At 42.1% G+C, this 22855-nt stretch carries 19 protein-coding genes and 1 pseudogene; 2 read left to right on the top strand and 18 right to left on the bottom strand.

The features are described from left to right. The first annotated feature begins 318 nt into the window (after nucleotides 1–318). Nucleotides 319–3102 (top strand): translation factor GTPase family protein, encoded by a 2784-nt coding sequence (locus G622_RS22295; RefSeq protein WP_044957397.1) that lies wholly within the window; start codon nucleotides 319–321, stop codon nucleotides 3100–3102. A 19-nt stretch (nucleotides 3103–3121) separates the two neighbouring features. On the opposite strand, the gene G622_RS0108970 is transcribed toward G622_RS22295, so the two are convergent. Next, nucleotides 3122–5047: a diguanylate cyclase gene (locus G622_RS0108970; protein WP_026510444.1), complete on the bottom strand. Its 1926-nt coding sequence runs from the start codon at nucleotides 5045–5047 to the stop codon at nucleotides 3122–3124. A 297-nt stretch (nucleotides 5048–5344) separates the two neighbouring features. On the opposite strand from G622_RS0108970, the gene G622_RS0108965 reads away from it, so the two are divergent. Next, the gene (locus G622_RS0108965) at nucleotides 5345–5560 is read left to right on the top strand and encodes a DUF1858 domain-containing protein (RefSeq protein WP_026510443.1); all 216 of its coding nucleotides are present in this window, start codon (nucleotides 5345–5347) and stop codon (nucleotides 5558–5560) included. Nucleotides 5561–5604: 44 nt separating this feature from the next. On the opposite strand, the gene G622_RS0108960 is transcribed toward G622_RS0108965, so the two are convergent. The 17 genes and pseudogenes from G622_RS0108960 to G622_RS0108885 all read right to left on the bottom strand — a co-directional run bounded on the left by G622_RS0108960 (nucleotide 5605) and on the right by G622_RS0108885 (nucleotide 22854). Then, nucleotides 5605–6303: an MgtC/SapB family protein gene (locus G622_RS0108960; RefSeq protein ID WP_026510442.1), complete on the bottom strand. Its 699-nt coding sequence runs from the start codon at nucleotides 6301–6303 to the stop codon at nucleotides 5605–5607. A gap of 36 nt (nucleotides 6304–6339) precedes the next feature. Then, a complete protein-coding gene (locus tag G622_RS27025; protein WP_026510441.1) occupies nucleotides 6340–6585 on the bottom strand; it encodes a cysteine-rich small domain-containing protein in 246 nt (81 codons plus the stop codon). Continuing rightward, nucleotides 6569–8077 carry a cobyrinate a,c-diamide synthase gene (locus G622_RS0108950; protein WP_026510440.1) on the bottom strand — a complete coding sequence of 503 codons (1509 nt, stop codon included), beginning with the start codon at nucleotides 8075–8077 and terminating at the stop codon, nucleotides 6569–6571. Before G622_RS0108950 ends, G622_RS27025 begins: the two co-directional genes overlap by 17 nt. Before the next feature lie 33 nt (nucleotides 8078–8110). Beyond that, nucleotides 8111–10153, bottom strand: a complete 2043-nt coding sequence (locus tag G622_RS0108945; RefSeq protein ID WP_026510439.1) for a bifunctional cobalt-precorrin-7 (C(5))-methyltransferase/cobalt-precorrin-6B (C(15))-methyltransferase — start codon at nucleotides 10151–10153, stop codon at nucleotides 8111–8113. Further along, nucleotides 10150–10878 (bottom strand): precorrin-3B C(17)-methyltransferase, encoded by a 729-nt coding sequence (cobJ, locus tag G622_RS0108940; RefSeq protein ID WP_026510438.1) that lies wholly within the window; start codon nucleotides 10876–10878, stop codon nucleotides 10150–10152. The genes G622_RS0108945 and cobJ overlap by 4 nt, the downstream gene beginning before the upstream one ends. A gap of 11 nt (nucleotides 10879–10889) precedes the next feature. Beyond that, a complete protein-coding gene (locus tag G622_RS22290; RefSeq protein ID WP_049945764.1) occupies nucleotides 10890–11897 on the bottom strand; it encodes a cobalt-precorrin 5A hydrolase in 1008 nt (335 codons plus the stop codon). Next, nucleotides 11836–12663, bottom strand: a complete 828-nt coding sequence (gene cobM / locus G622_RS22285) for a precorrin-4 C(11)-methyltransferase (protein ID WP_044915447.1) — start codon at nucleotides 12661–12663, stop codon at nucleotides 11836–11838. Before cobM ends, G622_RS22290 begins: the two co-directional genes overlap by 62 nt. 29 nt (nucleotides 12664–12692) lie before the next feature. After that, nucleotides 12693–13799 carry a cobalt-precorrin-5B (C(1))-methyltransferase CbiD gene (gene cbiD, locus G622_RS0108925; RefSeq protein WP_026510437.1) on the bottom strand — a complete coding sequence of 369 codons (1107 nt, stop codon included), beginning with the start codon at nucleotides 13797–13799 and terminating at the stop codon, nucleotides 12693–12695. 64 nt (nucleotides 13800–13863) lie between these two features. Further along, entirely contained in the window at nucleotides 13864–14490 is a 627-nt protein-coding gene (locus G622_RS0108920; protein ID WP_196814196.1) for a precorrin-8X methylmutase, read from the bottom strand. Nucleotides 14491–14581: 91 nt separating this feature from the next. Then, the gene (locus tag G622_RS0108915) at nucleotides 14582–15691 is read right to left on the bottom strand and encodes a pyridoxal phosphate-dependent aminotransferase (RefSeq protein WP_026510435.1); all 1110 of its coding nucleotides are present in this window, start codon (nucleotides 15689–15691) and stop codon (nucleotides 14582–14584) included. A gap of 91 nt (nucleotides 15692–15782) precedes the next feature. Beyond that, entirely contained in the window at nucleotides 15783–16796 is a 1014-nt protein-coding gene (gene cbiB, locus G622_RS0108910; protein WP_044957396.1) for an adenosylcobinamide-phosphate synthase CbiB, read from the bottom strand. Nucleotides 16797–16951: 155 nt separating this feature from the next. Next, nucleotides 16952–17725 (bottom strand): adenosylcobinamide-GDP ribazoletransferase, encoded by a 774-nt coding sequence (locus tag G622_RS0108905; RefSeq protein ID WP_026510433.1) that lies wholly within the window; start codon nucleotides 17723–17725, stop codon nucleotides 16952–16954. Nucleotides 17726–17727: 2 nt separating this feature from the next. Next, nucleotides 17728–18249 carry a bifunctional adenosylcobinamide kinase/adenosylcobinamide-phosphate guanylyltransferase gene (locus G622_RS0108900; protein WP_026510432.1) on the bottom strand — a complete coding sequence of 174 codons (522 nt, stop codon included), beginning with the start codon at nucleotides 18247–18249 and terminating at the stop codon, nucleotides 17728–17730. Next, complete coding sequence (locus G622_RS0108895; protein WP_026510431.1) at nucleotides 18246–19334, bottom strand: nicotinate-nucleotide--dimethylbenzimidazole phosphoribosyltransferase; 1089 nt, start codon at nucleotides 19332–19334, stop codon at nucleotides 18246–18248. Before G622_RS0108895 ends, G622_RS0108900 begins: the two co-directional genes overlap by 4 nt. Then, complete coding sequence (locus G622_RS27020) at nucleotides 19331–20902, bottom strand: cobyric acid synthase (RefSeq protein WP_044957418.1); 1572 nt, start codon at nucleotides 20900–20902, stop codon at nucleotides 19331–19333. Before G622_RS27020 ends, G622_RS0108895 begins: the two co-directional genes overlap by 4 nt. Nucleotides 20903–21349: 447 nt before the next feature. After that, a pseudogene (locus G622_RS27015) lies at nucleotides 21350–21847 on the bottom strand (ABC transporter ATP-binding protein); the annotation flags it as partial. After that, nucleotides 21847–22854, bottom strand: a complete 1008-nt coding sequence (locus G622_RS0108885) for a FecCD family ABC transporter permease (protein ID WP_026510430.1) — start codon at nucleotides 22852–22854, stop codon at nucleotides 21847–21849. The pseudogene G622_RS27015 and the gene G622_RS0108885, both read right to left, overlap by 1 nt. Nucleotide 22855 lies beyond the last annotated feature (1 nt).

The raw sequence follows: 22855 nt of genomic DNA, 5'->3' as shown, positions 1-22855 counted from the left end.
TCCCGCCATGCTATAGAGTTCTCAGAGTTAAAATACTACAAGAGAAAATGAATCCGGTTGGTGATACCATAATATTGATTTTGGAAGAACCCGTATCAATCGTTTTATTCGCAGCTTCGTGTCTTGCCTTGTGGAATCCTGCATCAAGCCTGCCATAATAATCATCATATGATATGCCGCACTGATCCGGTCCGAAATATGGTCCGATGTCGCTTATGTTTTTCTTTCAGATACATCTCTTATTTGATAGAATTATCATTGATTGAATTTCAATCAGCCCGGGTTATCCCGGACATTAAGGTTAAGGAAATATGATTTATGGATAAGACACAGAAAAACCTGAATATTGGAATATACGCCCATGTTGACTCAGGAAAAACCACACTCTCCGAGGCACTGTTGTACCTTTCAGGAGCAATAAGGAAATCCGGCAGAGTTGATCATGGCGATACTTTTTTTGATACATATTCTCTTGAGAGAAGCCGTGGAATCACCATTTTTTCAAAGCAGGCAGAGCTCGACTTCTCAGAAAACACTCATGTAACACTTCTTGATACTCCCGGTCATGCGGACTTTGCTCCGGAAACCGAACGTACCATGAAGGTTCTTGACTACGCTATTTTGATAATAAGCGCAGCTGATAAGGTCACATCACAGGTGCAGACTCTTTGGAAACTTCTTGAACACTACAAAGTGCCTGTTTTTATATTTGTAAATAAAATGGACCAGCCTCAGGCAAACAAGGCTGAGATCGACGCAGATATAAAAAAGCGATTAACAGATCATCAGGTTGACTTTTCAGATTTGTTTTCAGGCAGCACAGATCCGTCTGAATCAAGTCCGGAATCTCAGGGAGGCGCCATCTGTCAGATTGATTTAAAGGCGCTTGGCGAAGATGTTTTCCAGGAGGAAATCGCCATGTGCGACGAAGCTCTGCTTGATAACTATTTGGAAAACGGTACAGAAGTATCCCTGAATGACATTACAAGGCTCATTTCCGAAAGAAAGCTCTTCCCCTGTCTTTATGGCAGCGCACTGAAAATGGAGGGCGTAAGAGAACTTATAACGCTTTTAGATACTTTTACCAGCACCCCATCCTACCCTGAGGAATTTGCTGCCAGAGTATATAAGATTTCAAGAGATTCAAACGGAAACAGATTGTCCTGGCTTAAGGTAATGGGCGGTACTTTGCATGTAAGAGATGTACTGTCATTGTCATTAAAACCCACTGCCGGCTCCTCAAACAACAGCAAAAACACTGAGACGGCCGAAGAAAAAATAGACCAGATTCGCGTTTATTCAGGGGACAAGTATGAGCTTTTGCAGGAAGCCCCCGCAGGAAAAATCGTAGCAGTAACAGGTCTTGACTCATCCCACGCAGGTCAGGGACTTGGAAGCCTTACAGGAGATGCGGCAGGCCTTTTGCAGCCTATTCTTTCATCAAGAATTATTCTTCCTGAGGATGCTGATCCCTTCAGGGTTTTCAGACAGCTAACAGAGCTCTCTGAGGAAGAGCCGCTTCTTTCAATAAATAAAAATGAAGAGACCGGAGATTTCTATGTTCAGGTGATGGGCGAAGTTCAGATGGAAATCTTAAAGCACCAGTGCATGGAGCGCTTCGGACTTGATATCTCCTTCGGTCCCGGAAATATAGTATATAAGGAGACTATCAAGGCACCGGTTGAGGGTGTTGGTCATTTTGAGCCACTACGCCACTATGCGGAGGTTCATCTTCTTTTATCACCGGGAGAGCCGGGAAGCGGTCTGGTATTTGATGCGGACTGCCCTTTTGATAATCTTGCTGCCAACTGGCAAAACCTTATTCTCTCACACCTTGAGGAATTCAAAATTCGCGGAATTCTAACAGGTTCAGAGATTACAGATATGAAGATCACTGTTATCGGCGGACGCTCCCACATAAAGCACACCGAGGGCGGCGATTTCCGTGAGGCAACCATGCGCGCGGTAAGACAGGGTCTTATGATGGCAGAAAGCATTCTGCTTGAGCCTGTTTATGATTTTACAATAGAACTTCCGTCAGAATCCGTCGGCCGCGCACTGAGTGATATTCAGCGCATGAACGGAAGCACCAATCCTCCCGACATGCTTGCAGATGGTACATCAGTAATAACAGGCTCTGTTCCCGCCTCAGAGCTTCATGATTACGCGCAGGAGCTTTTGTCCTACACCCATGGTGAAGGGCGCCTTAATCTCTCTCTACGAGGCTATGAGCCCTGCCATAATGCTGAAACAGTTATAGAAGAAAAAGGCTATGATCCCGACCATGACCTTGAGCAGCCCACAGGCAGCGTATTCTGCTCCCACGGCGCGGGAACAGTCATCCCCTGGTATGAAGTTAGAAATTATATGCATGTTCATACAGAGTGGCTTTCTGATGATGAAAAAAGAGGTGCAGATACTGAGACCGATCTCACAAGACTTGGTGACAGCCTACAAAGTTTTAGATCCACAGATATAAGAAAAGAGCAGGAGCTTTCCTACGAAGAGCGCACTAAGGCTTATAATGCCACAATACAGGAGCTTGACAGTATTTTTGAGCGTACCTATGGCCCTGTTAAACCACGTTATGATGCAAAGGCAGATGAGGAAAGAAAAAGAAAAGCCGCAAATAAAGCTCCTGAAAAGAAGTATAAAGCTCCTAAAAACATGAATCCGGATAACTCTTATCTGCTGGTTGACGGTTACAATATTATCTACGCCAATGAAGAGTTGCGAAGACTTGCAGAAACAGATATGAAATCGGCCAGGGACAAGCTAATGGATATCCTTTCGAATTTTCAGGGATACAGAAGGGAAATTGTTATCCTTGTTTTTGATGCCTACAGAGTCCCCGGCGGCACTGAGCATGTATTAAAATATCATAACATTGACGTGGTTTTCACAAAGGAAGCGGAAACAGCCGATCAGTATATCGAGCGAACCGCCCATAAATACAGCAAAAATAACCGCGTCACAGTGGCTACCTCCGATGCTATCGAACAGGTAATCATCTATGGCGCGGGTGCGATCAGAATGTCCGCAAATGATTTCTGGTATGAAATCAAAAGAACGGAGGATGAAATCAGGGACAGGTTAAGCTGAGTATCGACGCAGCCTGTCATCATCCCATTATGCTATGAATATGATTCCAATCGAGTTTAAGGAGACTGTTTCTTATTTCAGAAATCTTCGCTCCTTCATCCTTGGGAAGCTCGTACATTTTAAGGGAATCCAGGGTCATCTCCACAAGAGAAAAATCTTCTACCCTGGAAAATTCCTTTAAGGCGGACATGGCATCCATGAGCTTATCTCTGGATATCATCTCTTTCTTTCCGGAATACATGTGGTCAGAAAGAACTTTTTCATAAAGTCTGTACTCCTCCATGAATCTTTTGTGCTGACTTTTTATAAATCTGATGTTGTTGTCATCTCCGGCTCTCTCCATGGCTGCCGCCAGGGTTGAAAGCCGCATGGCACCGATGATTCGTGATGTACTCTTAAGGCCATGTGCCTTTATTCTGTAATTTGCTATGTCATTTGCCTCAATAAAGCTCTCAAATTCCTCAATATTGCTTTCTACATACTCAAGAAAAATATCCACTGAAGAAAGATAGGATTCCGCTGTCACCGCATTTTTTATGCCCTCATGCACATCAAGAAGCGGTTCATGGAAAAACCACTTAGGAAGCTTTTCCTCTTCTCTTTTTATCTGCAGGGCATTATCGTTATCGACATCATCGCCATGCTCTCTGCCATCTATGCTCTCTGCCTCGTAGGTTATCTCTACTCCGGGAACCCCATGCTTGTCCCAGGCTCCGAGAACACGAAGGATTGGTATTGTATAATTTTCATCATTGACCTTCATAAAAAGCATGATAGCCTGATTCTGACTAAGCTTTAGCACCACATCACTTCCTCTGAGTTTTGTGGATGCTACCTCAACAAACTTGTCCGTAATCTCACCAAGATATTCATTATCTCCGGATGACAGCGTAAAAAGCACCATCCTTATATCCCATTTATAATTACTTAAAAAGCGGTTAAGAAATCTATAGATAGATTTGAAGGTATCTGTATCGGCATTAAGAGCACCTTTTCCTATACTTCTTTCATTAAAGAGCATTCTCAGATTATCCAAACTACTTATGCTGCGCTCAGCCTGCTCATTGTTTTCATCCTCAAAAAATGAGCATCCGTGTTTGCCGTTCTGCTTCGTTTTATAAAGGGCTGCATCAGCTTTCATGAAAAGCTTCATATAGCCCTCGCCATTGCCGCTTACTTCAACAGCGCCTCCTGAGCATCCAAGAGGTATATCCATATTAGGTCCCATAAACTCTCTTGCGGATTTTAGAATTTCTTCATTGAGGTATCTGACCTTCTTCGCTATAACGCTCTGATTCGTCAGATTCTCACAGAAAACTATAAATTCATCACCGCCTACTCTTCCGGCAAAATCCTCTTTTCTGATGGCAGTTTTTACAAGTTCTGAAAAGCGCACAAGTATCCTGTCGCCCATCTCGTGCCCATACATATCATTTACAAGCTTAAAACTGTCCAAATCAAGAATCAGCAAAGTGCCATGCTTTTTTTGACAGATGCTGTTCAGAATATTTTCAGATGCCGCTTTATTAAAAAGCCCTGTCATGGCATCTATCTGGGCCGCTTCCTTGAGGCGCTTGTTTTCCTCAATATTCTCAAGGACACGCTCTATTCTTTTTATCAAAAGAGCTGCCTTTACCGGTTTTCTTATATAATCCGCAGCGCCCTGCTCAAACCCGCGGCTCTCGCTATCGTCGCTGTCATCAGCTGTCATGAAAATAAAGGGGATAGCCGGATCTATCTCGGTGTGGACTATACTCTGCAGCTCGTACCCTGTTATGGATGGCATCTGCAGATCTGAAAGCACCAGATCCGGAAGACAGTTTTCAAAGGCTTTAATGGCTTCCTCTCCTGAAGACGCCATAATTGTTTCATACTTATCCTTCAAAATATTGTTTGTGAGCCTTAAAATAAGCTCCTCGTCATCTACAATCAGTATTTTTTTCATAGAGTCACTCCTTGTCAAAACAGCGTAAAAGTGTTGATTTCTGCCATTTTGCAGTATAAATACAATCTACAACTCACTTCCAATATACAGATTGTCCGCATTGTATTAAAATTCTATTTATTTTTAATAAACTATTCAATTAAGCCCCAGTAAATCATCTATTAAAATTTGATAAAAATATAAGGCGAAATATCTTGTAAAATTAAATTATTCTTGCTACAATTTCTTGCATCAAACGTAAATGTGTACCATAACTTTTTGGTACTTTTCACTATTATAGTAACAGGAGGATTTAAAATGAGCGAACAGATTATTAGCCCTGATATGCTTGTGGGTGAAATCATTACAAAGCACCCGCTTGCATCACAGTTTCTTATGGAGTGTGGTATGGGTTGCATCCACTGCCCTGCTTCTCAGATGGAATCATTAGCAGAAGCTTGTGCAGTACACGGTATTGATGGTGATGAGATCACCGATGCTTTAAACGATTATCTCGCTGAGCACAACGCCTAAAAGTATTCAAGGCTGTCGCACTAATTTAGTGTGACAGCCTTTTTTCATACCTCTTCTATGTAATTAACGTAATCAAGTTCATTAAACAGTTGGAGAATTTCGTTGTGAGATCTCTGTCGGTCAAGTTCTAAGTCTATGATAAGTCCTGCATCCGAGGATTGCAGTGTCTTTTCCTTCGTCTTGGTGAGGCTCATGATTATGAAGCCCTGTTCTGAAATCATCTTTGAAAGCTTGGTAACTCCATGATTTTTGGTAACTTCTATGTAAATACTCATGTACTGGCTGTGCTCTTCAACATTTTTACTGGCGCGAAGAAGTACCAGATTGGAAAAGGCAATAAGCAAAAACGAAACAAATCCCACAATCAGATATCCAGCACCAATAGCCATGCCCATGCAGGCTGTGACCCAAAGTGAAGCGGCTGTGGATAGTCCCTTTATCTGCTTCTTACCGGTAACAAGAATTGTTCCAGCTCCCAAAAAGCCGATGCCGCTTACCACGCTGGCAGGAATACGGCTCACATCAGCAGCAAAGCCCGGCATCATTGCCAAATACACATTAAGGGCAGTAGCAACGGCAGAGCCAAGGCTTACAAGCGCAAAGGTCCTTATACCGGCGCTGTGATGCCTCATAAGGCGCTCCCAGCCCACAATACTCCCAAGGAATGTTGCCATGGCAAGTCTTATCGCCACCGCCAGGTCATTTGTACTTTGTAAAAAATCCTTAATTTCACTATAACTCATTCTTTATACCCTTTAATGTGGTGTATTTAAAAATTTTTACTTCTCTCCCTTATTTTTTAGTAGTGAAACTACTGCGTCATAATTATCAGGTTCATGGGGAAAAGTACAGTTAATGCAGCTCTTTATCTTCCGATCACCTTTATCAACAATTTTAAAATTCCCGGGACACTTTAAATTATAAAGCGGGCAATAACAAAAGAGGCAGTTTATGTCATTTTCACTCTCATGACACGGGTAGTATTCACATTCTTTGTTGGCAAAAAATCTACTTGAGTTTTTCATTTTTTACCTCTCTCATTCTCCCTATAAATATTTTAATAAATTTCGGATTGGAATTGTAGTAAAAATGAGGAAATCCCCATATCCCATTATTTTGTGAAATCATGCAGTTCCACCTGATATCCTTACCGGGTTTTCGTGCAACTAAGGCATCTCCATTATTTGAACTATCGTAATAATGAAATTCATGCCCCTTCATACCTACAAGGCTGCGTCTGAGAATATCTTCGTCAAAATCACTTCCCTCTTCCTTTTTAGAAAAGGCTATATTATTTATATCGGAATCTGAGCCTGAATCATGACTCTCCGATTCAATTTCCATATATCCAAACCTCACAAGATGCCCTGTGTAGTGGCATTCCCCATTTATTTCAGAAACCATCTCATAGCTGTTTCCATCTACATCAGTGATGGTTTTATGAAGATACATAAAACCGCCACATTCTGCCAGACTCGGAATTCCTCTATCAAGCGCAGCTTTTATAGATCTGCGCATAGACTCATTATGGCTTAATTCCTCAAGATGGTTTTCAGGATACCCACCGCCAAGCAGGATTCCGTCAGCATCAGCAGGAAGCTCTTTATCTTTCAAGGGAGAAAACATTTTGAGTTTTACTCCGTATTCTTCAAATAGCTCAAAATTATCTTTGTAATAAAAGCAAAAGGCATCATCATAGGCTATGGCAAGGGTCAGCCCTTCTCCAATCTTTGAGTCATACCGGGTATCATCTCCGGTGAAACCATCACTTTGTTTGTACTCTTTTTCAATTTCCCTATTGGAATCATTATTATGTTCTTCTGCAAGCTTAATTAACTCATTTAAATCAACGTTTTTTTGAAGGTTCTCTGCTGCCGCAGAAATTTTTTTCTTTATATCCTCCATTTCCTCAGGCAGCTTTAACCCCAAATGTCTGCTCTCTATAACAATGTCCTTATTCTTTGGAAAGAAACCGAGGAGCTTAACGTCGCTCCTCATGGAAGATATTTCTTTCTCAAAAACCGGCTTAAGGTTATTATAAAAATTCTCGCTTATCTTGTTTAAAATAACTCCTTTTATCAATTTATTCGTATCATCAATAAGCATGCCCTTTACCAGAGAAATAATTGTTCTCCCAACCCCTGATGCATCCACTATAAGGACAATTGGCAGGTTCAGGGCTTTTGCAATTTCATAAGAAGATCCTTCAAGTCCTCCTGCATTCATGCCATCGTAGAGGCCCATCACACCCTCCACAACAGCTATGTCTGCCTCGCACTTTGAAAATGAAGCTGCCACTTTCTCCGCACCTGCAAAAAAAGTATCCAGATTTCTTCCTTCAATTCCCAAAGCCTTTTTATGAAAAAGCGGATCGATATAATCCGGTCCGCATTTAAAGGACACTGTTTTCAGGCCTTTTCCCTTTAAAGCCTTCAAAAGTGCGCAGGTAATTGTAGTTTTTCCGCTGCCGCTAAGAGGTGCAGCAAGCATTATACCTTTTGTTTTTTCTCTACTCATTCCCTGTTCCTCATCTATGTAGTAATAATATCCTCAAATAGTGAATGAGAAAATCCATATAGGATTTTGCCCTTGCAGCATATGGTAAGATGCGAGTTTTTTTACATCACTTATGGAGATCATTATCGTTTCCTCATCGGCAGGCTCATACTCATTTATGATTTCTCTGACTTCACACATTGTTTCAAGACTGACAGCGTTAATGACATATCTTATACCGCTTCCTTTAGCCTTAAGGAGTTCAATTATATATTTAAGTTTCCCGCCGCTTCCGCCAATGAAAACACAATCGGGCTTCTCCATGCCGGCAAGGACTTCCTCAGCTGCGCCTTCTATCACTGTCACATTAGATAATCTTTTGTTCAGAACATTTTTCCTGATAAGTTCTGCTGCCTGAGGCTTCCTCTCTATGGTGTAAACCTTAAGGCTTGGGCTTAGCTGCGCTGCCTCAATTGCGACTGAACCTGTTCCTCCTCCTATATCATAAAAGACATCTCTCTCTTTCAAGTTAAGCCGGATAATGCTCTCATGGCGGATAACCTCCTTTGTCATAGGTATCTCACCTCTAATAAAATCTGTATCCCTCGCCACATTAATCAAAGGCCGCTTTAAGGGATTATAATTAACCACAAGAGCAGTCAGAACTCCATCAGCACAATATTCTTCTCCCTCTTTAAAGGTCATTTCACAGATTTTCTCACTATCATAGGAAAAATCTGCTCCCACCACGATTTTCCCTTCAAGCCCTGACTCTTCCAGCCTTTTTGAAAGCCTCTGAACATCCTTAGAATCTGACAACAGAATGAAAACCTTTTTGTTGTATTTTATTTCCTCTAAAAGAGCTTCTAATTCTTCAGCATTCTTCCTGCCGTGTATGCTAAAAAGGCAGGCATCGTCGTAGCTCTCCCCAAGCTTTGCAGCAAAATATGAAATAGATGAAATTCCGGGAATCACCTTTACATCAGCATCATCTTTCCAGTTCTTAAGAGCCTTAAACATCTTTTTGGCGCCGCTGTAAAAACCGGTATCTCCCGAAAAGATAATAGCTGCTTTTTCTGGCTTTTTTCTTTCAAGAACAGGAATGATATCCTCAGCCCTGTACATCTCATATTTAACCGGCGCTTCAATATCCTTTATAAGCCTCTTCGCACCAAAGACCACATCAGAATTCGCAATAATATCAATGGCTTCTTTAGTCATAAATTCTGCCCTGCCCATGCCAAGTCCAACAAGAGATATCCTCATTAAAAATCCGCCTTCATCATAATTATCACTACAAAAAGGCTCTTCTGACAAAATAAGTTTACAGGCATCATCAAGGCTTATTCCCTTATCGTCTGGACGTTCTATCATATGAAGTTTTATTCCTAAAGTTTCTGCCGCTTCGACCTTTTCCGCAAATCCACCTGATGCCCCGCTCTCCTTTGTAATCAGATGCTTTATGTCATACTGTCTTATCACAGCTTCATTCAGCTCTTTGGAAAAAGGGCCTTGCATGGCTACAATATGATCCGGAGCAATATTCTCATCCTCACAAAGCTTAAGGCTTTGAACAGATGGCAAAACTCTGACATAGGTTCTGTTTTTGGTATCCTCAGATACATTTTCGCAGTATATATGAAGTTCTTTACTGCCGGTAGTAAGGAGTATATTTCCTTCAGTGCTATCCATTGAAGCTGCACATTTCTCAATATCATGATATTTAGCGGCATCCTTAGGGAGCCTGGCTTCAATGCTCCTGCTGACTCTGAGATATTTAACTCCAAGAGATTTTGCAGCCTTCCTGATGTTCTTAGTGACCTCAACAGCGTATGGGTGAGTTGCGTCAATTATGAGATATTTCAAGGATTTCTCTTCTGAATCCTTCCTACCGCCATCAAATACCTCTGACAAAAATGATTCCATTTTCTCAGCATCCATACGTCCTACATGGACTTTTGCATACTCATTTTCGTCCATCATTTCTTTTCCGTACTCTGTTGCAACACAGACGGTGTGCCGGATTTTTGCTTTGGAAAGTCGCTCAGACAAGGTTCTTCCTTCAGTTGTTCCTGAAAAAATAACTATATTACTCATAGCTCATATCCTCTGGGGGTGATAAGTTTGCCGTCCAATATTCTGGTCATTGAGTTGCCTATGAAAACTGTAGTAAACATGTCCACCTTCTCCTGTGAAAGCTCCTTAAGAGTGCAGACCTTTTTCTCACATCCATCTCTTCTGATGTTTCTGACATATCCGCAGGCAGTATCCTCAGGGAGTTTTTCCAGCAGGATTTCACAGGCTCTTTGCAAATAGTCTGCCCTCTTGTGGCTTGAGGGGTTATAAATGGCAATACAAAAATCCCCCTCCGCCGCACATCTTAGCCTATTTTCAATCACTTCAAAGGGTGTAAGAAGATCACTCATACTTATTATGCAAAAATCATGACTTAAAGGCGCTCCAAGAACCGCTCCACCACTTAGGGCTGCAGTCACTCCGGGGATTACCTCCACTTCATGAAAATCTTCTCTGTCTGCGATTTCCAAAAGCGGCGAAGCCATTCCATATACTCCAGCATCACCGCTGCAGATAAGCGCTACCGATTTTCCTTCTTTCGCAAGTTCAACACACTTTTCACAGCGCTGAATCTCTCCGCGCATTCCGTTTTCATAAAACTCCTTTTCAGGAAAGCTGCCCCTTACGAGTTCAATATAGGTCTTGTAGCCCACAATAATATCGCTTCTTTTAAGCGCTTCCATGGCTTCAATAGTCATCATTCCCATGCTTCCGGGACCAATTCCAACTACACTTATTTTACCCAATTATATTCACCTCAAAATCCTATTCCAGGAGAGTTTCTCCTGGCGATTGCGATTGTCATACCATTATGAGCCTGCTTTTTAAGGACCAGCTCAGCCATAGGCCCTGCCCCTGCAACTGCTGCCCGCTCGCATACATTGTCCACACCGACTGTGTTTTTTACAAAATCAGAGGCTTCAAAATTCCCCTGCACCTTGTTTAATATTTCTTTATCAAAAGACAGCACAGGTATCCTGAATCTGTCCCTTAAATCAGTTATTGCTTCTTCATTTTCCTTCAGATCAATGGTGCAAATAGCGTAAACTTCGCTGGTTTCTATACCGATGTTTTCAAGGGTCTTAAGAAAAAAATCAAGCACCGCTTTCTTATCTCTATCTTTTTTCATCCCGAGACCAACTGTGTATTTTTTGGGTTTTAGTAAAAGTGAACACTCAGCATCCGTATCATCGCTAACCGCCACGTCCACCTTTTCCTTTGGAGGATAATTCTTTATGGATAAGGTTACCTTCTTATTTTCAATCGCCTTTACTGAAACCCTTTTTATTCCGTCCCTATTGGCAATCGTTAGCCTGTTTTCCACAGCAAATGTATCAACTGAAAAAGAATCATTAACATCAGTTGAAGTGGTTATAACGGGTATGGCTCCAAGAAGCTCTGAAAGAATCACCGCAAGCTTGTTTGCACCGCCTGCATGCCCGGAGAGCAAGGGAATCACAAACTGTCCGTTATCATCTATTACAATAACAGGGCAGTCACCTAGCTTATCCTTTGGAAGACCTGAAATTGCTCTTACTGCAATCCCGGTGGCGCCAATGAAAATAAGTGCATTACCTGTATGAAAAACTTCCCCGGTCCACTCACCTATCTTTTTCCCAGTCTTTTTGAATGACTTTGGAAAATCATCGGAGTCCATGCAGACATAGCAGTCCGGTGCTTCGATTCCATTCTTTACGCATCCTTCATTTATTTTTTCTAAAATACCCGCGCCGGGTTTCGTAAAGCATACAGCTATCTTCTTCATTTGTAATACCTGATTTTCTTTTCCTGAATTCCGTTGAGAACTCAGGATCATAAAGCTTTGATCTGTCATAACTGCTGTGGCTTATGGCATCTCCCACAAGAACTATTGCTGTCTTTGTGATATTTTCTTCGGATGCTTTTTCTGCAAGATTTTCAAGGGTGCAGATAATCTTCTTCTCCTCGGGCCAGGTGGCCTTATACACGATTGCACAAGGAGTATCCTTGGAATAGCCGCCGCTTATAAGTCTGTCCGACAATTCCTTAAGCATTCCTGCACTAAGATAAATAGCCATGGATGCACCGTGCTGTGATAACAGCTCCATCTGCTCCTTTTCCGGGACCTTTGTTTTTCCTTCAAGTCTCGTTATTATTAAAGTCTGTGAAACGTCAGGAAGTGTGTACTCGATATTTAGAGCTGCAGCAGCGCCAAAACATGCACTGACTCCGGGGCAGGACGCATAGGGTATTTTCTCTTTATCAAGCTCGTCCATCTGCTCACGAACTGCACCGTAAATGCTGGGCTCTCCTGTATGAAGTCTCACCACTTCTTTGCCTTCTTTATGAGCATTTATCATCACCGCCATGACCTCTTCAAGGGTCATAACTGCGCTGTTATATATTTTGGCTTCCTTCCTGGTGTACGTAAGGATTTCGGGATTCACAAGGCTTCCCGCATATATCACAACATCTGCTTTTTTCAGAAGTTCCATTCCTCTTACAGTTATAAGATCCACTGCCCCGGGACCTGCTCCAACGAAATTTACCATCTATATATCCTCGTCTTAAAAAATATCCTTTAGAAATCTTTGTTCTGAAAAATGTCCTCAGCATTTTCAGTTTTTCCCAAAAGTCCCTCTTTATTGGAATACATTATGCACTCTGTCTGAATCTGCCCTGCTCCTCTTTTGCTTAGATAAAAAGCGATTTTCTCCATAATATAATCAAAGCATTCTTTTTCTATGCCCTCTCTAAAATAAATATCAAGAGCCTCCTCGGTGGACACGCAGCCAAGGATTTCCTGTAAAACTTCAGTTGATGCTCCGCACTTTATGGCAGCTGCTGCCAAAAGCTCCATTCTGCAGTCTGCCTCTCTTGAGTGGGTGTTCATGATACCGCCGGAGACCTTTATCAGTTTCCCGATATGTCCGCAAAGCACCAGCTTTTCAAAGCCCAGTTCCTTTGCCATATCTATGGTCTCCCCGATATAATTCGAGCACTTAACCGCCGCATCGAGGTCATATCCATATTTTTCCTTCATAAACTCTCTGCCATAATTGCCGGGTGAAACTATGGCACAGCAATCGCCCATGGCTCTCTTTTGCCGAAGCTCCACAAGGATAGTATCAAGAAGGGCTTTGGTACTCATGGGCTCCACAATGCCTGTGGTACCGATGATAGATATCCCGCCTTCGATTCCGAGTCTTGGATTAAAAGTTTTTTCAGCAAGTGCCTCACCATCAGGAACTGATATTTCTATGAAAAGTGAACCATCATAGTCATAAAGATCCATGACCTGCCTCACTTCTTTTTCAATCATCTGCCTGGGCACAGAATTTATCGCAGCATTACCTACAGGCTGATCAAGCCCCGGACGGGTTACCCTTCCGACACCTTTTCCGCCATCTATTAAAACTCTGCTTTCCTCATCCTTTGGATCAATGCAGGAAACTTTAGCATAAACCAGAATTCCATTGGTGATATCAGGGTCATCCCCGGACTGTTTTCTCACCGCACAGCTTGCATAGCCGCTATCAAACTGTATGTCTTCAAGCTCTGGACTGTACTTAATTCCTGCAGGTGTCTCTATTTCAATTTGTGTTTTCTTTTTCCCTGATAAAAGCATGATTGCAGCGGCTTTACTTGCTGCTGCAGCACAGCTTCCCGTGGTAAATCCTTTTTTCATCTTATTCCCCGTGTCAAAGTAATATATATATCTTCTTTCAGGCAAAAGCGATAATGACCGAAAATCACAGGCTGTAAAGAACTGCGTTGCAGATAGCTGCCGCAATGTTGCTTCCGCCTTTCCTGCCTTTATTTATTATGTAGGGCACATCGGAATTAAGAAAAAGCTCTTTTGCCCAAACCACGTTCACAAAACCCACCGGCACACCTATGACAAACTTTGGTGTAAAAAACCCCTCTTCCATCATCTCGTAGAGCTTTATCAAAGCGGTCGGAGCATTTCCTATAGCAAAAATCACATCCTTGTCGAGCCTGGCTGCTTTTTCCATTGAAGCCTGTGCCCTTGTGGTTCCTCTTTTTGATGCCTCCAGAGCAACATCCTCATCAGCCATAAAGCAAAACGCCTCACCGCCAAAACTTGCAAGCTTCTTCTTATTTATCCCCGAAAGAGCCATGTTGGTATCAGTTACTATGCAGGCACCATTTCGTATAAGATTCTGTATCTTTTCCACTGCCCCTTTAGAAAATGTAAGAGTTGATGCATAGTCAAAATCTGCTGAAGTATGAATGCATCTTTTGGTGATAAAAGAAGTTTCTTCATCCAGGAAAATCCCGGCATCTTCCAGCTCCTTCGTTATGATCTCAAAACTCCTTTTCTCTATATCAGCAGGTTTTACATTTTCATAATTCATACACAGCACCTCAAAAAGTTTATGTCTTTATATTTCGTAAACGCCATTCAAACTTTGCCTTAATACTTCTAAAACATCAAGGCTTTCGTTCTCAAAAAGTGTGTAAAACATCTTCCAAAGCTTCCACAAGCTTTTCGTTTTCCAAATGTCCCTTAACAGCGATTCTGAAAAATCCCTTTTCAAGTCCGTAATAATCGCTGCAGTCTCTTATTAGTATTCCCTTTGAAAGCAGCGCATCATACAAATCAGAAGGTCCCTCAAACAGAATAAATGAACTGTCGCTTTCATAAACCTTAAGCCCAAGATTCCTAAGTTTGCTCATAAGGAAACTTCTTTCACTACTAATTAGATCATTCGTGCTTTTGATAAAATCCATCTCTCCTATAAGTCGTATTCCTTCCTTCATAGCTGCTTCACTACAGACGGAAAGGTTCCATTCGGGGAGCTGTCTTATCATCTTTTTGATGTTTCTCGGAGACGAAATTGCATAGCCCATTCTGATTCCCGGGAGCGCAAGGAGCTTTGTCAAAGACCTGATGATTATCAGATTTTCATACTTTGTAATGAGGTCTCTTACTCTTGCTTTAAGAAATTCATTTGCATTTCCTACTCTACCTGAATCGTCTGCATTCCAGAATTTTCCTATCTTTTCTGACATATAAAGGAAGCTCTCGTCGAGGCATACATAAACATCTCTTTCCTTTGCAATATCAAGAATTTCTATAAGGATTTCTTCTTCAATATTTACTCCTGTTGGATTTGAGGGATCACATATAAAAATCATACCTGGTCTGTCACCTGATTCTTCACTTAATGCCTTTATATCCTCTTCCGAAAATCTAAAGCCATTTTCCTTGTTTAGCAGGTGTCTCTTTATCCTGCAATCCACTGATAACAAAGCATGCTCATACCCTGAAAATCCCGGTTCAAATAGTAAAGCTGTCGCAGGTCGTACAGCCTTAACCGCAGCCATAATAAGCTCAGATGCGCCGTTACCTGCATACACAGATTCCGGCGAAACTCCGTTTGCATCCGCTATGATTTCTCTTATCTCCTGCTGCGTGATGTCAGGGTAAACACCTGCCCTTTCAACTGAATTCCTTACCGCTTCCATGACCTTTGCCGGTGTACCAAGAGGATTCAGGTTCACTGAAAAGTCCATATTCACTTTATTTCTGTAAATGTCACCGCCATGTGCCATATATTTCCACCAATAAAATCTGTTTTATGAGAAAAAAGGATTCTTGAACGCATTTTCCTTAGTGCATTCATAAAATCATCGTAGTCTGTAATTAAACGCCTGCGAAAAATCCAACAAGGCACATAATGACCAAGAGCACTACTGCCGTGATTGCCTCAGTCATAAACATAAGGTCATTGGCTCTTTTGATGTCCTTTTTCTCCGGCTTTCGTACTTCGTCGCCGATTGTGGGCTTTTCAACAACAACTCCCTTATATGTATGAGTTCCGCCAAGCTTTAGTCCCAAAGCACCGGCGCAGACGCTCTCTGTCTGGGCTGAGTTGGGAGACTTGTGATTAAGCCTGTCTCTTTTCCAAATTTTAGAGGCTCTTTTCCCATCAATATTCTTTGAAAAAAGCTCTAAAATAAAGCTTGCTGCAATCATGAAAACTGCGCTGATACGGGCCGGAAGAAAATTGAAAAAGTCGTCTGCCCTTGCTGCAAAGCTTCCAAAATATTCGTATCTGTCATTGTGATACCCAAGCATGGAATCCATGGTATTTACAGCTTTATATGCCATCCCGATCACAGGTCCGAAAAGCGCCGTGTAAAGGAGCGGCGCAATTACTCCATCAGATGTATTTTCAGCCACAGTCTCGACTGCCGCCTTGATCACTTCCTCCTCGGACAGCTCTTTGGTATCTCTCCCGACGATCATGGATAATGCATATCTTGCCTTCCCGATATCGCTCTTTTCAAGCTCTGAAGCTACCGCCATGCTCTCTCTGCAAAGGCTCCTTGCTGCAAGAATATAGCAGGTAAAAATCGCCTCAAAAACAACGCCAATATACATGTTTAAAAAATATGCCGTGCCTACGATAACTGCCATAACCGCAATTACAATAAGCTCCACACTAAGCCACAGAAGGATTCCGTTTCTCTTTTCCCTTTGATATTCTCTCTTTTTATCCTTAAGATCGCCTCCCAGCAGCACTTTTTCAAAAAAGGAAATCAGGTTGCCAATCGCTCTTATTGGATGCGGGAGCCTGTGAGGATCTCCGATTATCTGGTCAAGTATTATGCCAAGTACCAGCCCTGCTATATGAAGTCTAAAAAACAATCCCATCCGTTAGTTTTTCCTTATCAAATTAATAATATGGCAAGCTTTCCTGCCAAAAAACGCCATTTCCAACCTATCAATACAGCCATATTTAATTATCCACATTGATAAGCCGATACTATCAATCTATCCACATAGGCAGGTGGATATTATAGGCTTTTTTACAAATAAACCACAATTGCCAAAACAGCGGCCATGACAATCTCGCCCGTCGTTACAAAAAATCCTGCGGTATCTCCGGTGACGCCGCCAAACTCTTTATAAATCTTCCTTTTGTAATACAATGTATGCGCCAAAAATGCCAACACTGTAGCTGCTCCATAGAGCGGTTTAGCGTAAATCATTCCCCCGCAGCTTATAAGAAATATGAAAAGATTAAAAAATACCGTTCCCTTCTGATTATTCTTTGTTTCTTCATAAAGCATTCCTTCCTTTTTTGCTTTCTTAAAGGTTAGTGAAGTAAAAGCACTGGCTGCCCTTGAAATAACAAAGGTCAATCCCAAAATAACAATAAGCCTTGTATCGTATTTGGGACTTAGCAAAATCGCTGTAACAGCAGCTGCATAAATCAGATACCATTTTAAAAGTGATATAACCGCAAATGCACCGATATGGGAATCCTTTAGGATTTCCAGTTTTCTCTCCTTTGATGCGTAGGAATTAAGGGCATCCTCCGTATCCATAAAACCGTCCAGATGAAAGCCGCCGGTTATAAGAATTGGAGTCAGAATCGTCAGGATAATTCTGACCGCCACGGGCAGTTTCATAAGCGGATCAAAACTATTTAAAAGCAGAACTACTGCCCCAATCACAGCCCCTACGAATGTGAAAAATGTGAGGCTGTGCGCCATATCATCTTCCTTCCACTCAAACACAGGCATAGGTATCTTACTGTACATGGAAAAAGTTACAGCGAGCCATCTAAATATTTTCAACTTTAGTTTCCTTTCCTCAGATCATATATCTTCTCTGAAAAAGCAGACAGCTTCTCATTTATCATGCTAAGGATATACACATATCGCCTTGTGGAAACGTCATATCCCTCATCATCTCTCTCGTACTCATTCGTGACAATAATGATATTATTAACTTTCTTCGAGAGCTGCTTTATCTCATCAACAACTTTGTCTATAAGTTCTATGGTCGTCAGATTTTTTCCTTCAGGATTCTCGAACATCTCATTTCCGGCTAAATTGGATACGCACTCCAGAAGCACCGTTGTCTTTTGTGGATCAGGAATTTGGGCTAAAGTCTCAGCTATTCCGTACTCTTTTTCTATAGTGACAAAGCCTTTTCCTTCCCGCTGTCTTCTATGCTTTTCCACACGCTCTTTTCCTGCATCATCATATATCTTCATGGTGGCGAGATATACTCTGTATGGGTCATCCGTCTTCATGGAAAGCTCCTCTGCAAGAACGGATTTTCCGCTGTTGCTGGTACCGATTACAAGATAAATCATCTGTCAAACCTCTCATACTGCTCTATTACGGTGTCGTTAAATTCCGTGCCGTTAAGATAAAGAGACATAGCCATATCAAGCATAGGAAAAAGCATAATAGCACCGGTTCCCTCTCCCAGGGCAAGGTCAGCATGGATTACAGGTTTAAGTGAAAGCTCACCAAGAACAATCTCCATTCCTTTCTCTCTCCCCATGTGTGATGGAATCATATAATCACTGCTGCCGGGTACAAGCCTCTCAGCCAAAAGCCCTGCAACTGCACTAATCAGTCCATCTACCACTATCGGCACATGGTATAGCGCACCTCCTATAAAAACTCCGGTGAGTCCTGCTATGTCAAAACCTCCAAGGCGCATGAGTGCGTCAATTGCCTCTTCTTTGGTAACTATCTTTGAATTCTTTTTATCTCCTCTGTGAAGCTCCAGCCCCTTTTGAACAACCTCTGCCTTTTTCTTAAGTCCGCTGTCGGAAAGTCCTGCGCCTCTCCCTGTTACTCCCGCAGGATTAAGTCCCATCAATGCACAAAGAAGAGCTGTGCTGGTTGTCGTGTTTCCTATACCCATCTCGCCAGTGGCGATAATGCCATATCCGTCCCTGCTCCTGTTCTTTACTGCCAGAGTTCCTGTTGTAATTGCCAGAAGGCACTCATCAAGCGTCATAGCAGGTCCTTTAACGAAATTCGAAGTTCCTTTTCTGACCTTGGCGGCTATAACTCCGGAAGGCGTATCCTCACAATTTATGCCTACATCATAGACGAAAAAGTCAAGCGGATAGCCCTTTGCCATGGTACCTACAGAACTCTTTTTTTGTCCCATTAGCTCAGCCACATCCCTCGTAACTTTCTGGTTTGTCTGGGATACCCCCTCTTCAAACACGCCATTGTCAGCGCACATTATTATGATGGCTTTCTTTTCTATGTCAGGACAAGTTTTCCTCTGTATCTCTGCCATGTGGCTTATCATCGCTTCAAAGCTCCCAAGACCGTCGATGGGCTTTGCAACCGCATCCCATTTTTCCTTGGACTTTATTCTGATTTTGCCATCCGGCTTATCTATTTTAATTGAAAATAATTCTTCTAATGTCATTCCGCTCCCTTACCTTTAATAAGCCTGTAATTTCCGTTCAGGACTTCATAAATATAATCCATATCAAGGCTCTCTCTTAGCGCTTTTGCAAGACGGTCATACTCCCTGTCCTTGAATTCATCATAGTCTGAAATCTTATCCGTGACGATATCTTTTCCCCTTGCTTTTGCGATTTTTTCAATAACCAATGAGGCTATCTCCTTCTTATCAAAAAAGCCGTGGATGTAGGTTCCGTACACATTTTTACTGCAAAATCCCGTTCCGCCAGATGTGAATTCTAAAGGCTCTTCGGCGGGTGTATTTTTTTCCATTTCTCCGTAGGTGACAGTATTCCCCATTTCACCATAGGGAACAGTTTTCCCATTTTCATCATAGGGAACGGTTTTTCCCATATGTATTTCATAACCATCAACAGAAATACCCTCTAATCCGCTAAGGATTCCGGAAACTGAATTCACCTTTCCTTCATAACGGGTTCTCACCTTCTCATTTTCCAAAACCGTATCAACAGGTAAAAGCTCAAGTCCCTCAATGCTTCCGCCCTCTTCCACATGATAAGGATCTTCTATTTTCCTGCCTAGCATCTGGAAACCGCCGCATATTCCAAAGACACAGATGCCTTCTGCTGCCTTGCCTATGACTTCATCAAAAAGGCCGTTTTTCTTGATACTCCTTAGATCTGCGATCGTGTTTTTGGTTCCGGGCAAAATTATGAGGTCAGGATCCTTAAGTTCTGATGGCTCATAAACATACCTTACCGACACATCTTCAAGCTGTTCAAAGGTATCAAAGTCTGTAAAATTCGATATATGCGGAAGCCTTATAACAGCTATATCAAAAGTCTTCACCTCTTTTTTTGTAAATCTGTCAGAAAGAGAATCCTCATCATCAAGCTTGACATCAATATAAGGAACAACACCCGCAACCCTTGTTTTTCCTTTATCTTCAAGGATGCGTATACCATCATCAAAAAGCCTTATATCCCCTCGGAATTTATTGACTATAAGCCCTTTAACTCTTCTCCTCTCATCATCTTCAAGAAGGTCAAGCGTACCAAGGAGCTGCGGAAAAACGCCGCCTCTGTCTATGTCTCCAACCAGTAGAACGGGTGCATCTATCATCTCTGCAAGTCCCATGTTCACGATGTCATCCTTTTTAAGATTCATCTCCACAGGAGAGCCAGCGCCCTCAACAACTATCACATCTACCATGTCCGAGAGCCTGTTGTAAGCATCAAGAATGTCTTTTACATAATCCTTCTTGTGCCTGAAATACTCCATTGCCTTCATGTTTCCGATAACTCTGCCATTTACAATGACCTGGGAACCCACATCACTAGTAGGTTTTAAGAGTATGGGATTCATAATGGCCATAGGCTCAATTCTGGCACACTCTGCCTGCATCACCTGGGCTCTGCCCATCTCTAAGCCGTCCTTTGTGATAAAAGAATTAAGTGCCATATTCTGAGACTTAAAGGGCGCAACCTTATACCCATCATCGCTGAAAATCCTGCAAAGACCGGCTGCTATAACACTTTTTCCGGCATTTGACATAGTGCCCTGAATCATTATGACCTTTGCCTTTTTCCTCTTGAGAAAAGGCGCTTCATCTGAAGCATCAATTTTATTTTTATTAAATGAAGCTTCTTTTGATGATTTTTCTACAGGTTTTTCTATCACTACGGAACTTTCTTCATTATTATGTAAAGACGATTCGGGCGCGTTTGCCTGAGTAGATTCTTTTTCTTTCTCCCAGGGCATCTCCCCAAGCAGCTCAATATCTATATTCTCAATATGATAAAGCTTTCTTATGAAGCTCTCCTTAAATACTTCTGAGGGCTTTCCTATTTTCAGGACTTTCCTCTCTCCGATTGCAACCACAGTATCGGAGATTTTCCTGGCTATTTCCAGTTCATGAAGTGACATAAGCACGGCCACGTTTTTCTCCTGAACATAGGCTTTGATCTTTTGAAGAATGTCGATTTTATGCCTTATATCAAGGAAAGATGTGGGCTCATCAAGTACCAGAATCTCCGGTTCCTGACATATGGCTCTGGCCAGCAGGACTCTTTGTTTTTGTCCGTCACTTATTTTTTCAAAAAACTTATCCGAAAGTTCTGAAACATCAGTCCACCGCATGGCTTCTTCAACTTTTTCCCTGTCTGCTTCTGAAAGGATTCCAAGCCGCCCGGTGTAGGGATATCGCCCTATCTCCACAACCTCTCTGCAGGTCATAAGCTCAGGCTTAACCCTGTAGGTCATAAGGAGCGACATGCGCTTTGCAATCTCTGACGCAGATAACGCAGACTTATCCTCACCATTTAAATACACGGTACCGCCCCTTAATGAAAGCTCACCTGTCAGAGTCTTTAGAAGCGTAGTCTTACCACATCCGTTAGGACCTATAAGTGTGACGATTTCGCCCTTTTTCACAATTATTGAAATGTCTCTTATCAGGTCTTCCTTGTAGCCTATATTAAGTTTGTCAGTGCTTATCGCTTTTGACTTATCCATCAATCCTTCTTTTTCCTTTGAATCATCATAAAAATAACAACCGGCACCAGAAGCACCGCTGTCACGGAGCTGATGCTGACCTCAGTGGGGGCAAAAACTGTTCTGGCTATAAGATCGCAAAATAATGTTATGAGCGCCCCTCCAAGGAAGCTGGCGGGGATCATCACATGAGCGCTGTCAGTTTTAAGGCTCATCCTTGCAAGATGAGGAACTGCTATTCCCACAAAGGATATGGGGCCTGCAAATGCAGTTACACAGGCAGCAAGAATGCTTGATATAAATATGAGCATGATCCTGAGGGCAATTATATTTACGCCAACGCTCCTTGCATAAGCTTCCCCAAGTCTGTAGGCATTCATGGGTTTTAAAATCGTAACCGTAAGTAAAAGTCCCAGAATCACGATCACGGTAAACACTCTGATTCCATCCCAGTTTATTCCGGAAAGACTTCCCATGGACCAGTTATGAAGATTTACAATATTTGAATCATCCGCAAATGTCACCACAAAATCAGTTATGGCTGAACATATATATCCTATCATTATTCCGCATACAACAAGAGTGCTCATGCTCTTAACTTTTGTGGAAATCATAAGTACAAAACTCATGGCAAGAGACGCTCCAATGAAGGCTGACAACACCATCATACTTAGTCCCATCTCTTTTCCCATATATAGAAATGAAATCATGAAAATGGCAACCGACAGCTTGGCTCCTGAAGATATTCCAAGCACAAATGGCCCAACGATAGGATTCCCAAAAAAGGTCTGCAAAAGATATCCTGACAGAGCCAGCGCTCCTCCCAGAATGATTGCAGACACTGCCCTCGGAAGTCTGATATTAAGAATGATGCTTCTTAGCATCTCATTGTCGGACTTACCGGAAATAATTCCGGGCAAGTCCCACACGGATACGTAAGCGCTTCCAAGGATAATGCTTATCCAAAATACTACCACTATGAAAATTGTTATCAGGCTAAAGAATATAATGCTTCTTTTTCTATTCATA

Source organism: Butyrivibrio sp. LC3010 (genome assembly GCF_000424385.1).
Classification (GTDB): domain Bacteria; phylum Bacillota; class Clostridia; order Lachnospirales; family Lachnospiraceae; genus Butyrivibrio.
Note: the sequence above shows the minus strand (reverse complement) of the source record. Positions and strands in the feature narration are given on the sequence as shown.